The sequence below is a fragment of the Cognatishimia activa genome (assembly GCF_001458335.1).
Lineage (GTDB): Bacteria > Pseudomonadota > Alphaproteobacteria > Rhodobacterales > Rhodobacteraceae > Cognatishimia > Cognatishimia activa.
Genome location: NZ_CYTO01000010.1, coordinates 130,100 through 143,424, shown reverse-complemented (window position 1 = coordinate 143,424; position 13,325 = coordinate 130,100). Strand labels below are relative to the sequence as shown.

Below are 13,325 nucleotides of genomic sequence, written 5' to 3'. Positions count from 1 at the left end.
TTTCCCGACAATTTGTCCCCAGCCCGGAGAGTCGCTGCCATGGCCCAGGTCCCCACCAATACCCCAACCGCTTGCCTTGCCCTTGCCGATGGGACAATCTTCTATGGTCGAGGATTTGGCGCAACCGGTGTGACCACCGCAGAACTTTGCTTTAACACAGCGATGACCGGCTATCAGGAAATCATGACGGACCCGTCTTATGCGGGTCAGATCGTGACCTTCACCTTCCCACATATCGGCAATACCGGTGTGAATGCTGAAGATGATGAAACCGGCGATCCTGTGGCGGCGGGCATGGTTGTGAAATGGGATCCGACCGATCCTTCCAATTGGCGCTCTACTGGCGATTTGCCAAGCTGGCTTGCAAGCCGCAATCGTATTGCGATTGGCGGTGTGGATACGCGTCGTCTTACCCGCGCAATTCGTGCCCAAGGTGCGCCACATGTCGCGCTGGCACATGATCCAGAAGGCAAGTTTGACATTGAAACCTTGGTCGCAAAGGCGCGTGAATTCTCTGGCCTAGAGGGTTTGGATCTCGCCAAAGAAGTCACTTGTGCGCAGAGCTATCGCTGGGACGAAATGCGTTGGGCATGGCCTGATGGCTACCCGACGCAAGAGAACCCGCGCCATAAGGTTGTCGCCGTCGACTTTGGTGCAAAACGCAACATCCTGCGCTGCCTCGCATCCGTGGGCTGCGACGTGACTGTGCTGCCAGCGACTGCGACTGCGGAAGAAGTATTGGCGCACAATCCTGACGGCGTTTTCCTGTCCAACGGACCAGGCGACCCAGCCGCGACCGGAGAATACGCAGTACCGATGATCCAAAAGGTATTGGAAGACAAAGACCTACCGGTCTTTGGCATCTGCTTGGGTCACCAAATGTTGGCGCTGGCGCTAGGTGGTTCCACCATCAAGATGAACCACGGTCACCACGGTGCAAACCACCCGGTGAAGGATCACGAGACAGGCAAAGTCGAGATCACCTCGATGAACCACGGTTTTGCGGTCGACAGCCAGTCTCTGCCAGAAGGCGTGGTTGAAACACACACCTCGCTGTTTGATGGCTCCAACTGTGGCATCCGCATCTCTGAGCGCCCGGTTTACTCTGTTCAGCACCACCCAGAAGCAAGCCCTGGCCCACAGGACAGCTTCTACCTGTTCGAACGCTTTGCTGCATACATGGACGAGCGCAAAGCTTCTTAAGTTCGCAGCAACCTTAATGGTGCGTTAAGATTTAAAGGCCACCTTGATCGCGACGATCAGGGGGCCTTTTTTGTTACAAGCTGCGGAACAGTTCTTTGCTCAACCAACGGATATTGCTCCGGATCGGCAATTGTCGCTTGGGCGACGCCTGCTTGAAGATGGCCTGATCGCGCCATGGCAGCTTTTTTACGGGCTATCTGCGCTGACAAAATGGGATGCCTGCTTGGCTGATGTGTTGATCGCAAAAAGCTGGGTCTCTGAGGCGCGGCTTATGCCCTATTTGTCGGATCATTACGCAGCGCAGGTGATCGACCTAAAACAAGCGCCGCCAGACTTTCGGCTGTCGCAGCTTTTGCCTGCGAGTTTCTGTATCAAACATGCGATCGTTCCCTGGATTTCGACAAATGGGCAATTGGTCTTTGCAACAAGCCGCCCGCACGCTTTTGAAACCCTAAAGCCCGCGCTACCCGCTGGGCCCAATGGCCTTCGTTTCGTTTTGGTAAACGAGCGTGATCTTCACGAGCACCTCGCCAAAGTTTTTCACCATGATCTTGTGCATTTATGCGAGACTCGAGTGCCAAGCGAGAAGAGCTGCCGGGATTGGACAGGTGGCGAAAACCGGAGATACAAAATCATTGCAACACTTTTGGCTATGATGGTGACCATCTTCGCCGCTTTTCCAATTGAGACGCTGCTGTTTATTGCCGTTATTATCCTTTTTACGCAGGCCATGGCGGCAAACATGAAAGCCTCCGCCTTTTTTAAATCTCGCCCAGCCAAGGTCGTGCGTCCGAAAACTCACGGAAAACTCCCAAAAATCTCTGTTTTGGTGCCATTGTACAAAGAAACGGAAATCGCACGCGCACTCATCCGCCGCCTCGGCGCTCTAACCTACCCCAAAGCACTTTTGGATGTCGTTTTGGTGCTGGAAGAAGACGACACCCAAACAAAAGCCGCATTGGATAAAGGGCGTCTCACGGATTGGATGCGCGTCGTCCAAGTGCCGCCCGGCAGCGGTCTCACGACCAAGCCACGCGCTATGAATTATGCTTTGGATTTCTGCAAAGGCGATGTGATCGGCATTTGGGACGCTGAGGATGCACCTGCCCCTGATCAGCTAGAAATAGTGGCCGCACACGTACTTTCGGCTGACGGCGACGTTGCATGCTGGCAGGGGATATTGGACTATTACAACCCCAAAACAAACTGGTTATCGCGTTGTTTTGCATTGGAATATTCGATGTGGTTTCGCACAATTCTTCGCGGCATGTCCCGGCTTGGAGCAGCGATTCCACTTGGGGGGACCACGCTTTTTTTGCGTCGCGATGCAATTGAAGCGGTTGGCGGCTGGGACGCCCACAATGTCACAGAAGACGCTGATCTAGGCATCCGCCTCTATCGTCACGGGTACAGAACAGAGCTCATTTCAACGGTGACCCAAGAAGAAGCCAATTGCAGGTTTCAGCCATGGGTCAAACAAAGATCGCGCTGGCTAAAGGGCTATATGATCACCTATTTGGTGCATATGCGCCGGCCACGCTTACTTCTTCAAGAACTGGGTTTGCGGGGATTTCTCGGCTTTAATGCCATCTTTCTTTCAACACTTTCTCAATTTCTTTTGGCACCGTTCGTCTGGAGTTTTTGGCTGATTGCACTTGGAGCCCCCATAAGCTGGCTGACAATTCTACCAAACACATTGATCCTGTTGGTCACGGCTCTGTTTATTGGGTGCGCGGCGTTGGATATGACCTTGGCCGTGACTTCATTAAAAGGACAAAACAGACGATGGCTCGCGGGCTGGGCAGCCACTTTGCCGTTCTACTTCACGCTCGCGACCGTGGCGGCATACAAAGCGCTCTTCGAGCTCGTTTCAATGCCATTTTACTGGGATAAGACCGCACATGGTCAGACACCGGAAGGCTTACAGGCGGAATATTCAGCTCTCAGCCCGTAACTTCAAACGCGTTTCAAAGGCCACAGAAATATGAGTTCGCAGGGCCTCATCCGCGCGTTCAACGTCACGCGCGGCAATCGCATCGACGATGGCCTGATGTTCCTCAAGCGCTTTCTCCCCGCGCCCATCGGCCGCCAAGGAAGTGGTCGCCATCAGCGCCATGGATCGGTGAACCATATCCAGTTGTTGTACCAAAAAGCGGTTATGGGACGCCAAATGGATCATCTTGTGGAACCGGCGATTGGCCCGCGACATTGCGTTCGGGTCACCAATCAGCGCGTGATCGTCCTTAACCATGTCACCAAGAACCTTGACCTCTTCCGCTGTCGCGTGCCGCGCTGCGAGCCCTGCAGCAAGGCCTTCAAGCTCACTGCGCACCGCATACAGCTCGGCCAGCTGATTGTGATCCAGCGAGGACACGATCAGACTACGCCCATCGCGCGAAAGAAGGGATTGGGTTTCCAATCGCTGCAACGCTTCGCGGATCGGAGTACGCGAGACACCAAAACGATCGGCAAGGTCGCTCTCCACTAAGCGATCCCCCGGTTTGAAGACACCCACGTCGATCGCTTCCAAAATAAGCGTGTAGGCGTCTTTGTTCTGGTTACGAGGGTTAGACATTTGAGCACTCCGACATTTAGCGCAGAGACTAAGCACTCCCACGTCAAACTTGCAAGCAATGCATTGACTCGGCGCAGACAAAGCCTAGCTTGCGCAGCATGACGATGCGCGCTCCTAAAGACGATTTTTCCCATATTACGACATGGGTCTTTGACCTCGACAACACACTTTATGATCCAAGCGTGCGCTTGTTTGATCAGATTGAAGTACGCATGACGGAATACGTGGTTCGGACACTAAACGTTAGCAAAAAAGAGGCAGATCGCCTGAGATCTGAGTATTGGGCGGAATACGGGACGACACTTGCCGGTCTTATGCGAGTGCATGACATTGATCCGGATCCATATCTGGAAGAGGTGCATGATATTTCTTTTGATGAACTCACCCATGACGCGGAGTTGCGTCAATTGATCACCACGCTTCCCGGCAGACGGATTGTCTACACCAACGGCACGGCCCCTTATGCCGAGAATGTGCTGAAAGGGCGCGGATTAGACGATGTGTTTGACGCCATTTACGGGATCGAGCACGCCGATTACTTACCAAAACCTGAACAGGCAGCTTTTGAGCAGGTGTTTGCAAAAGACGGGCTGAAACCAGCGCAAGCCGCGATGTTTGAGGATACCCACCGCAATTTGATCGCCCCGCATGAAATGGGCATGCGTACGGTTTATGTCGCGCCGGACCCATATGATGCAGATCATATTCACCACCACACGGGTGACCTAAACCGGTTCCTGCGTGCGCTTGTTTGAGCGTTTGGATAGGCTACGAGCCAAGCTCCCAATTCGGGACAGAAAGGATCAGCGATGACGCAGAGTTTTGACGTCTTGGTCTCGGGCGGTGGTATTGCCGGGCTGACCGCTGCAGCTGCTTTTGGCAGCGCGGGCTTTAGCGTTCTCTGCGTTGATCCGACGCCGCCGGTGACGGAAAGAGACGCGCAAGGGTCCGACTTACGCAGCACCGCGTTCTTGCAACCCGCGCGCATTTTGCTGCAAGAGGCCGGGCTTTGGGCAAGGCTGGAAGAACACGCAGCCCCGCTGCAAACCATGCGTATTGTGGATGCGGGCGGTGCGGAACCCAAACCGCGGGTGATCAAAGACTTTGACGCATCCGATATTTCAGATCTGCCTTTTGGATGGAACCTGCCCAACTGGCTTTTGCGTCGGGAAATGGTGGCGCATCTGCAAGAGTTGGATAATGTCGAGCTGCGGCTCGGCGTGGCGAGCGCTGACCTCTTTACACGTCAAAGCGAGGCCCGTGTCTCGCTGAGCGACGGCACAAAAGTGCAATGTAAACTGGTGGTGGCGGCGGATGGCCGGGCGTCAAAACTGCGCGAAAAGGCAGGGATTGCGGTTAAAACAACCCGCTACGGGCAAAAGGCGCTGGCACTGGCGGTCACCCACCCCATCCCGCATGACAATGTCTCCACCGAAGTCCATCGCAGCGGCGGTCCCTTCACTCTGGTGCCCCTGCCCGATTACAAAGGGCATGCGTCTTCGGCTTTGGTTTGGATGGAACGCTCGGCCCGCGCCCAGGAACTTTTTGAGATGGAAGAAACCGCGTTTAACGCCGCTATGACGGAGCGCAGCGGTGGGCTTTATGGTCCTTTGGAACTTGCGTCACGCAGAACAATCTGGCCGATCATCTCTCAGATTGCAGAGCGATTTAGCGGCGAGCGTTTGGCGTTGATTGCAGAGACTGCGCATGTTGTGCCGCCAATTGGTGCGCAGGGGCTGAACACCTCCTTGGCGGATCTCCGTGTTCTTTTGGAGCTGTCTAATACAGGCCCGGCACGGATTGGTGATGCGGAGATGTTGGCCGCGTATGAAAGCAAACGCCGCTCAGACGTTGCCGTACGGGTGAAGGGCATCGACCTGCTCAATCGTGCTTCTATGGTGCAAACTCCTGCCTTGCGCGATGCGCGCGCGCTGGGTTTGCAGGCGCTTTATGGTTTGGCGCCCGTTCGCAAAATGCTGATGCAGATGGGGCTCGGCGTGCGTTGATCAAGCGCACTTAGTAGCGAGAGACCCGGGGCGTTGCCCCGGACCCCATTTGAGTATTTAAGCAAAGAAGAAGCTTAGAGAAGTTTTTCGACGGCAGGTTTCAAGCGAGCCAATGTGGCGTCGACATCAAAGAGTTTGTCCAAACCAAAGAGACCGATACGGAAGGTCATGAAGCCTTCAGGTTCATCGCAGGCGAGCGGGACACCCGCGGCAATTTGCAGCCCTTCGGCAACAAATTTGCTGCCGTTTTGGATGGCTGGATCAGAAGTGTAGGACACCACAACACCGGGCGCGCCAAAGCCATCAGCAGCCACGGACTTGATACCTTTTTCCGCCAGCATTTTGCGAACACCATTGCCCAGGGCCCATTGCGCATCACGCAGCTTTTCAAAACCAAACTCTTTGGTTTCGAGCATCGTATCGCGGAAAGCCTTCAATGCATCGGTTGGCATGGTCGCGTGATAGGCGTGGCCGCCATTCTCATAGGCTTGCATAATGCCGTGCCATTTCTTCAGGTCGATTGCGAAGCTGTCTGACGTGGTCACCTCTAGGCGCTCAAGCGCGGGGGTGCTCATCATGACCATCCCCGCAGATGGCGACGCGGACCAACCCTTTTGAGGGGCAGACACAAGCACATCGATGCCGATTTCTTTCATATCAACCCAAGCGCAGCCCGACGCGATGCAATCAAGCACCATCAATGCTCCGACCTCATGCGCAGCTGCGGCCATGGCTTTGAGATAGTCATCGGGCAGGATCACGCCTGCCGAGGTTTCCACATGCGGAGCAAAGACGATGTCAGGTTTCTCAGATTTGATCTTCGCAATAACTTCGTCGATTGGCGCGGGTGCAAAGGGCGCAGTGACGTCATTGCCGTTCTGGCGCGCTTTCAACACGGTCGAGGACGCCGCAAATGCGCCCGCTTCAAATATCTGAGACCATCGGTAGGAAAACCAACCATTGCGCACCACCAGAGTATTGGCGTCCCGGCTAAATTGGCGTGCGACCGCTTCCATCGCATAGGTGCCACCGCCTGGGATCAATGCAACGGCTTCGGCGTTGTAGACGTTTTTCAGCATGCCCGAGATATCGCGCATCACCTGCTGAAAGCTTTGGCTCATGTGGTTCAAAGAACGGTCAGTGAAAACGACTGAAAACTCTTCAAGTCCGTCAGGGTCTACGGTGTTGAGTAATGCCATAAGGAAGCTCCTTTACCCGCCACCTTGGGTGAAACCGACCTGTTCTGCAATCTCTGAAAGAACAGCGCTGAACAAGAACCTGTTTCTTGGTTTCCAAAACAATCAAAGAGGCCCGGGGCGCTTTTCCTCACTTAAGAGCACATTAGCCTCGACATCCCCGACACCCGGCAGGGTCATAATGCGGCGGCGCAGGACACGTTCAAAGTCCGCGATGTCTCGGGCCGTCACCCTTAAGCGATAGTCGTAAAGACCCAATACGTGCTCAGCGGTTTGCACCTCTGGGATTGCGGTTACAGCACGCTCAAAGTCCTCTAGGCTCACCCGCCCTTTTGTGGCGAGTTTAACACCGAGAAAGACCGTCACGCCAAAGCCCAATTTTTCCTTATCCAGATCAAGCCGACGTCGCGCCAAGATGCCAGCATCCTGCAATCTCTTGATGCGCCGCCATGTGGCCGGTTGGCTGAGCCCAAACTTGCGTCCCAGTGCGCCCGCGTTTTGGGTCGCGTCCTCAGACAAGGTCGCCAAAAGCTTTCGGTCGATATCATCGAGATCAATCATATCGGCAGGCTTTCATCGGACTTTAGACGCGAAACCAGCATTAGCGCCTCGATATCGGCGATATGGGGCAGGCCCAAAATGCTACTCCGGTAAATCTCTTGGTAATGGGCCATGTCCTTGGCGATCACACTCAGACGCACGTCCACACGACCAAGAAAGGTCTGGATTTCGATGACTTCGGGAATTCCGCGCGCTGTTTCAATGAAATCATCAAAGGCACGGCCTTGGGTTTTATCGAGCGTGACACGTAGCGATACCTCCACCTCATACCCCAAAGCTTGCCAGTCAATCACACCGCGCACCCCCCGCAGCACACCTGCGTCGCGCAACCGATCGATCCTCCGAGACAAGCGCCCCGTAGTCATCCCGATTTGGTCCGCCAATTCAGGAATCGGCAAATCAGTATCGTTTTGCATGAAGCGCAGAATGCGCCGATCCGTGTCATCAAGCATGATTTTGTCAGTATTTGATTGTTGAACGAATGAAAAGCCACCAAAGTGAGCAAATTACGCCTGAAACACCGTCGATTATCTGAAAATCATCCCTATGATCGCCTCAAACATCACAGAAAGGGTGCAGACATGCGCGTTTACTACGACCGCGATTGCGACGTTAATCTCATCAAAGAAAAGAAAGTGGCCATCCTGGGCTACGGTTCCCAAGGCCACGCACACGCGCTGAACCTGCGCGACTCTGGCGCGAAGAACCTTGTTGTTGCCCTGCGTGAAGGCTCTGCATCTGCGAAGAAAGCAGAAGCGGAAGGCCTGCAAGTCATGGGTATCGCGGAAGCGGCGGCATGGTGTGACGTGATCATGTTCACAATGCCCGATGAACTTCAGGCAGAGACTTACAAGAAATACGTTCACGACAACATCAAGCCTGGTGCAGCAATCGCATTCGCACACGGCCTGAACGTACACTTCGGCCTGATCGAGCCAAAAGAAGGCGTTGACGTGATCATGATGGCGCCAAAAGGCCCAGGTCACACCGTACGTGGCGAATACACCAAAGGCGGCGGCGTGCCTTGCTTGGTTGCTGTTGACACAGACGCAACTGGCAAAGCGCTGGAAATCGGCTTGTCTTACTGTTCCGCAATCGGTGGCGGTCGCTCCGGCATCATCGAGACCAACTTCCGTGAAGAGTGTGAAACTGACCTCTTCGGTGAACAAGCCGTTCTCTGCGGTGGCCTGGTTGAACTGATCCGTTGTGGCTTCGAAACTCTGGTTGAAGCTGGCTACGCACCTGAGATGGCCTACTTTGAGTGTCTGCACGAAGTGAAGCTGATCGTAGACCTGATCTACGAAGGTGGCATCGCGAACATGGATTACTCCATCTCCAACACTGCGGAATACGGTCAGTATGTCACCGGCCCACGTATCCTGAAGTACGACGAAACCAAAGCGCGTATGAAAGCGGTTCTGGAAGACATCCAACAAGGTAAATTCGTTCGCGACTTCATGCTGGAAAACCAAGTTGGCCAGCCAACTCTGAAAGCGTCCCGTCGTGCAAACGATGAGCACCTGATCGAAGAGACAGGCGCGAAACTGCGCGGCATGATGCCTTGGATTTCTGCAGGAAAAATGGTCGACAAAGAGAAGAACTAAGAGCTTTCGCTTTAAATCAAACAGAAAACGCCTCGCAAAATTGCGAGGCGTTTTTCATTGGTAAGTTGCAGGTATCAGACGCTTGCTTGCACTTCAGCGACGATCGCATCCACCACTTCGGCCAGAAGCGTCGAATCTTCGCATTCTGCCATCACACGGATCAATGGCTCTGTGCCTGATTTGCGGATCAGCAAACGGCCCTTCCCTTTCAGACGCGCCTCAGCCTCGCTGATCGCAGACTGAACAGACGCAATTTCGAGCGGTGCTTGGCCGGTACCATAGCGAACGTTCTTAAGCAGCTGCGGCACGGTTTCAAAGCTCTGCGCCAGCTCAGAGGCAGGCTTGCCGCTTTCCACCATCGCCGCCAAGAACTGAAGGCCCGCCATAAGACCATCACCCGTGGTGGCATAGTCTGTCATGACGATATGGCCGGATTGCTCGCCCCCAAGGTTAAATCCACCTTGGCGCATACGCTCAACGACATACCGGTCACCTACGGCGGTGCGTTCCAGACGCAGACCCTGCCCTTCCAGATAACGCTCCAGGCCAAGATTTGACATCACCGTGGCCACCAAGGCGCCGCCCTTGAGCTGATCAGCAGCGGCCCAGCGGCTTGCCAAAAGCGCCATCAACTGGTCGCCATCTGCCACCTGACCTTTTTCGTCGATCACCATGACGCGGTCCGCGTCACCATCCAGCGCAACGCCCACATCGGCACCATGGGCCACGACGGCTTCTGCTGCGGTTTCGGTATGGGTCGAGCCGCAGTTTTCGTTGATATTGGTGCCGTTTGGATTGACGCCGACCGAGATCACCTCGGCTCCGAGTTCCCACAGGGCTTCAGGTGCGGCGCGGTAAGCAGCACCGTTCGCACAATCAACCACAACTTTCAAACCCTTGAAGGGCAAGCCTTTCGGCAACGAATTCTTCACCCGCTCGATATAACGGAAACGTCCGTCATCGATCCGCTTTGCGCGACCAATGTTTTGCGATTGAACCGGTTCGACCCCATCAATCACAAGCTTTTCGATCTCAAGCTCCGCCTCATCGGACAGCTTAAATCCATCAGGGCCAAAGAACTTGATCCCATTGTCGATTGCTGGGTTATGGCTGGCAGAAATCATAACGCCCAGATCAGCGCGCATCGATTTGGTGAGCATACCAACCGCTGGGGTCGGCACTGGACCAAGCAGCAACACATTCATACCCGTTGATGTCAAACCAGCGGTCAGTGCATTCTCAAACATATAACCTGACAGACGCGTGTCTTTACCGATCACCACCCGGTGCTGATTGTTGCCGTCATTGCGGAAATAACGCCCAACGGCTGCGCCGAGTTTGAGCGCCATCTCTGCGGTCATCGGATATTGGTTTGCCGTGCCGCGCACACCGTCGGTGCCAAAAAACTTACGCGTCATTGAAAGCTCCTGTCGTGGATGCGGTCCACAGGTCCAATGCCTGCTTGGTTTCCGCCACATCGTGTACTCGTAAAAACTGAACGCCTTGGCTTACGCCTGCCAAAGCCAAGGCTAAGGAACCCGGCATGCGTTCGCTTGTATCGGTTGCCCCAGACACATGGCCGATCAAGCTCTTGCGCGATGCGCCGAGCAGGATTGGGCAGCCAAGACTGTGGAAAAGGCTAATGCGCGCAAGTAGTGCGAGATTGTGGGTCAGGTTTTTGCCAAAACCGATACCGGGATCGACAACGATCTGATCACGCGGAATACCCAGCGCCTCTAACTGACGCACCTGTGCATCCAAGAAGTCGTAAACATCCAGCAATACATCATCATAACTTGGATCATCTTGCATGGTCGCGGGATCACCCTGCGCATGCATGACGCAAACCGGCGCTTTTTGTGATGCTGACAATGGCCCCAGCTCCGCATCGAAAGTAAAGCCCGACACATCGTTGACCAGAACAGCTCCCGCCTTCAAAGCCGCTGCAGCAACGGGCGCTTTGCGTGTATCGATGCTAATCGGAGCATCAATGGCAGGCGCGACGGCTTCAATCACAGGTGCAGTCCGTGCGATCTCCTCTTCGATTTCCACGTAGCCAGAACCGGGGCGCGTTGACTCGCCACCGATATCAATAATCGTTGCCCCTTGCGCAACCATATCTTTGGTGCGCGCAATGGCTTGGTCTGGCGCATTAAACTGGCCGCCATCAGAGAAACTGTCTGGCGTGACGTTTAGGATCCCCATCAATTGGGGAGTTGCCATGGACCCCCGCCACATCGGAGCGCTTGCCTGTCATGCGATCCAGAACATCCTGAGGAGCATCATCCGCAGCTATGATCCGAGGCTCAGCGCCTCTGTTCAAACACTCGACTTGCGTGAACCACGCCCATCCCCCGGCGAGGGATTTCGCGGTCTCAGGTCGGGCCGCATCAATATGCGGAATAGCGCGATAGTAAGTCATAGTGCAGTGTGCATGGGCGATCTTCGTTTACAAGGCAAGCACTCAGTTTGCACTGTGACTGACTGTTACAATCTCCAGCGCATTTGTGTCGGACACACGCAGAGTTCCGCCGACATCAATGAGCTTTTTTGCACCCCACTGCGTCGCAAACCAAAGCGCCAAAGCGCCTGCATCTTCCGGCGGTGTATCCACCGCGTCGCTCACCAGTTTCGACGGCGCCCAAATACAACTTTGACCGGTCTTCATTGCCCAGTCGAGTTCGGTTCGTGTTGCGGCTACGGATACATTCGTTAGCTCTGCAGAAAGCTTCCAACCCGCTTGCTCGATGGCGAGCAAATCGATCTGGCGCTGCGCTGTTGAGCTCCCCGCTTGGGGCCGATCAATTGGAAGATCCAGCACGATCACCAAAGGCGCATCAACGGTGTTGTCTAGGAGGTTCTGAACTTCCATCGCGACAATAGGTTCCCCCCCTATGAACACAACGGTTGGTCTGGCTTGATCCGCGTTGTATTTCTCGCCCTGCCCCGGCACGCGCACCACTTCGACGCCAAGTTTTCCGTTGCCTTTGTCGAGCTTTTGAATGCGCACAAAAACCCGCAACGCTTGTGGCTCCGCTAAAATGCGGTCAGCGATGCGTTCGGCCAGTGTTTCAAGTAGATTCAGTCTTTGGGCGGCAAGCTCTGTCTCAATTGCCCAAGTCAGGCGATCATAAGAGAGGATCCGGTCCACATCATCTTCAAGATCAGCATCTGGGGCCGCGACCTCAACGACCACATCAAAAGACACGCGCTGGGTCATATCGCGTTCCGCCTGAAATGCCCCAATCTCGACCTCCACCACATGATCGCGCAGAGACAGGCGATCATGAACACCGTCAAGCGGCATCGACGCTGCGCGAAACTCTGGGTGTGCGAAAGCGTTTGTGGTGTCTGTGGCTTTATCTTGGGTCACAAAATAGCTCCGGCTCGGAATGATGTTCCGAGCCGCTATAGCAGTGCCTTAGGTCTGAGGCCAGACAGCTTAGTTTTGAGAAACCCGCACGTGTGGGCGGTAGAAGTGGTGTACGCCAATTGTTGTCGTGCGCGCAAATTTGCGTGCCCAGCGTGGGTTCACCGCTTTTGTGTGATAATAGGTCGCCCCATCGGTCAAATCCCGAGCTGCGCCGTCCATCATGAACTTAGCGATCTTGCCAACCCGTGCATAAGCGCCCTTTTCGTGGATGTTTTCCGGATGCCCATCGCAGGTGAACGTAAACTGGCACGCAAATTTACGGCCGGTGCCTTGGTGGATCACTTTGCAAATCGTGTCGGGAAACTTCGCGCTATCGACGCGGTTCAGGATGACTTCTGCCACAGCAAATTGACCACGTACGCTTTCGCCGCGCGCCTCAAAATACAGTGCTTGCGCAAGGCAAGCCCATTGCTCATCCCCTGTGACCACCGGCTGCGCATCAATCCAAGCGCGGCTGCGTTCGATCTGCAGCGGTTTTGTGGTCTTCTGGCGGGTGAAAAAATCACGGATCTTAGATCCATCCAATGACGCCAGCTCACGAGCTTCGCTGTCAAAAGCGGCTTGAACCGGGTCTTGGGTCGCCCCTGCAAGGGCGGTTTGTGCCGTCAAGAAAACGGCGATCATCATCGTTGCTAACGTGCGCATGGCAGCCTCGCATAACTGAGGCCGGACCCCCCAAACCCGGCAAACATTCGGGGGGAGATAGCGAAAAATACTTAAAACGTCCAGAAAAAGCGCAATTCAGCA

At 54.8% G+C, this 13,325-nt stretch carries 12 protein-coding genes and 1 pseudogene; 5 read left to right on the top strand and 8 right to left on the bottom strand.

What is annotated here, in order from left to right; translation table 11 throughout:
- Positions 1-39 precede the first annotated feature (39 nt).
- A complete protein-coding gene (gene carA, locus TA5113_RS08455) occupies positions 40-1,203 on the top strand; it encodes a glutamine-hydrolyzing carbamoyl-phosphate synthase small subunit (protein WP_058314617.1) in 1,164 nt (387 codons plus the stop codon).
- Between the two features lie 70 nt (positions 1,204-1,273).
- Positions 1,274-3,157 (top strand): glycosyltransferase family 2 protein, encoded by a 1,884-nt coding sequence (locus TA5113_RS08450; RefSeq protein ID WP_131726409.1) that lies wholly within the window; start codon positions 1,274-1,276, stop codon positions 3,155-3,157.
- Here the strand turns inward: TA5113_RS08450 and TA5113_RS08445 are convergent.
- On the bottom strand, positions 3,140-3,778 hold the full coding sequence (locus tag TA5113_RS08445) for a GntR family transcriptional regulator (RefSeq protein WP_058314615.1): 639 nt from the start codon (positions 3,776-3,778) through the stop codon (positions 3,140-3,142). The genes TA5113_RS08450 and TA5113_RS08445 overlap by 18 nt on opposite strands.
- A gap of 104 nt (positions 3,779-3,882) precedes the next feature.
- Between TA5113_RS08445 and TA5113_RS08440 the strand changes: the two genes are divergently transcribed.
- Positions 3,883-4,533: a pyrimidine 5'-nucleotidase gene (locus tag TA5113_RS08440; RefSeq protein WP_058314743.1), complete on the top strand. Its 651-nt coding sequence runs from the start codon at positions 3,883-3,885 to the stop codon at positions 4,531-4,533.
- 54 nt (positions 4,534-4,587) lie between these two features.
- On the top strand, positions 4,588-5,784 hold the full coding sequence (locus tag TA5113_RS08435) for a UbiH/UbiF family hydroxylase (protein ID WP_058314614.1): 1,197 nt from the start codon (positions 4,588-4,590) through the stop codon (positions 5,782-5,784).
- A gap of 74 nt (positions 5,785-5,858) precedes the next feature.
- Here TA5113_RS08435 and TA5113_RS08430 read toward each other — a convergent pair whose 3' ends face one another.
- From TA5113_RS08430 to TA5113_RS08420, 3 genes are all read right to left on the bottom strand, one after another.
- Positions 5,859-6,983 carry an aminotransferase class V-fold PLP-dependent enzyme gene (locus TA5113_RS08430; RefSeq protein ID WP_058314613.1) on the bottom strand — a complete coding sequence of 375 codons (1,125 nt, stop codon included), beginning with the start codon at positions 6,981-6,983 and terminating at the stop codon, positions 5,859-5,861.
- A gap of 102 nt (positions 6,984-7,085) precedes the next feature.
- The gene (locus TA5113_RS08425) at positions 7,086-7,541 is read right to left on the bottom strand and encodes an Lrp/AsnC family transcriptional regulator (RefSeq protein WP_058314612.1); all 456 of its coding nucleotides are present in this window, start codon (positions 7,539-7,541) and stop codon (positions 7,086-7,088) included.
- Entirely contained in the window at positions 7,538-7,993 is a 456-nt protein-coding gene (locus TA5113_RS08420) for an Lrp/AsnC family transcriptional regulator (protein WP_058314611.1), read from the bottom strand. Before TA5113_RS08420 ends, TA5113_RS08425 begins: the two co-directional genes overlap by 4 nt.
- 129 nt (positions 7,994-8,122) lie before the next feature.
- Here TA5113_RS08420 and ilvC point away from each other — a divergent pair, with 129 nt between their 5' ends.
- Positions 8,123-9,145 carry a ketol-acid reductoisomerase gene (ilvC, locus tag TA5113_RS08415; RefSeq protein ID WP_058314610.1) on the top strand — a complete coding sequence of 341 codons (1,023 nt, stop codon included), beginning with the start codon at positions 8,123-8,125 and terminating at the stop codon, positions 9,143-9,145.
- A gap of 74 nt (positions 9,146-9,219) precedes the next feature.
- Here ilvC and glmM read toward each other — a convergent pair whose 3' ends face one another.
- The 4 genes and pseudogenes from glmM to TA5113_RS08395 form a co-directional block, all read right to left on the bottom strand.
- Positions 9,220-10,563: a phosphoglucosamine mutase gene (gene glmM / locus TA5113_RS08410; protein WP_058314609.1), complete on the bottom strand. Its 1,344-nt coding sequence runs from the start codon at positions 10,561-10,563 to the stop codon at positions 9,220-9,222.
- A pseudogene (gene folP / locus TA5113_RS08405) lies at positions 10,553-11,567 on the bottom strand (dihydropteroate synthase). Before folP ends, glmM begins: the two are co-directional and overlap by 11 nt.
- 42 nt (positions 11,568-11,609) lie before the next feature.
- Positions 11,610-12,518 carry a dihydroneopterin aldolase gene (locus TA5113_RS08400; RefSeq protein WP_245627139.1) on the bottom strand — a complete coding sequence of 303 codons (909 nt, stop codon included), beginning with the start codon at positions 12,516-12,518 and terminating at the stop codon, positions 11,610-11,612.
- Between the two features lie 69 nt (positions 12,519-12,587).
- Positions 12,588-13,223 (bottom strand): cell wall hydrolase, encoded by a 636-nt coding sequence (locus TA5113_RS08395; protein WP_058314607.1) that lies wholly within the window; start codon positions 13,221-13,223, stop codon positions 12,588-12,590.
- Positions 13,224-13,325 lie beyond the last annotated feature (102 nt).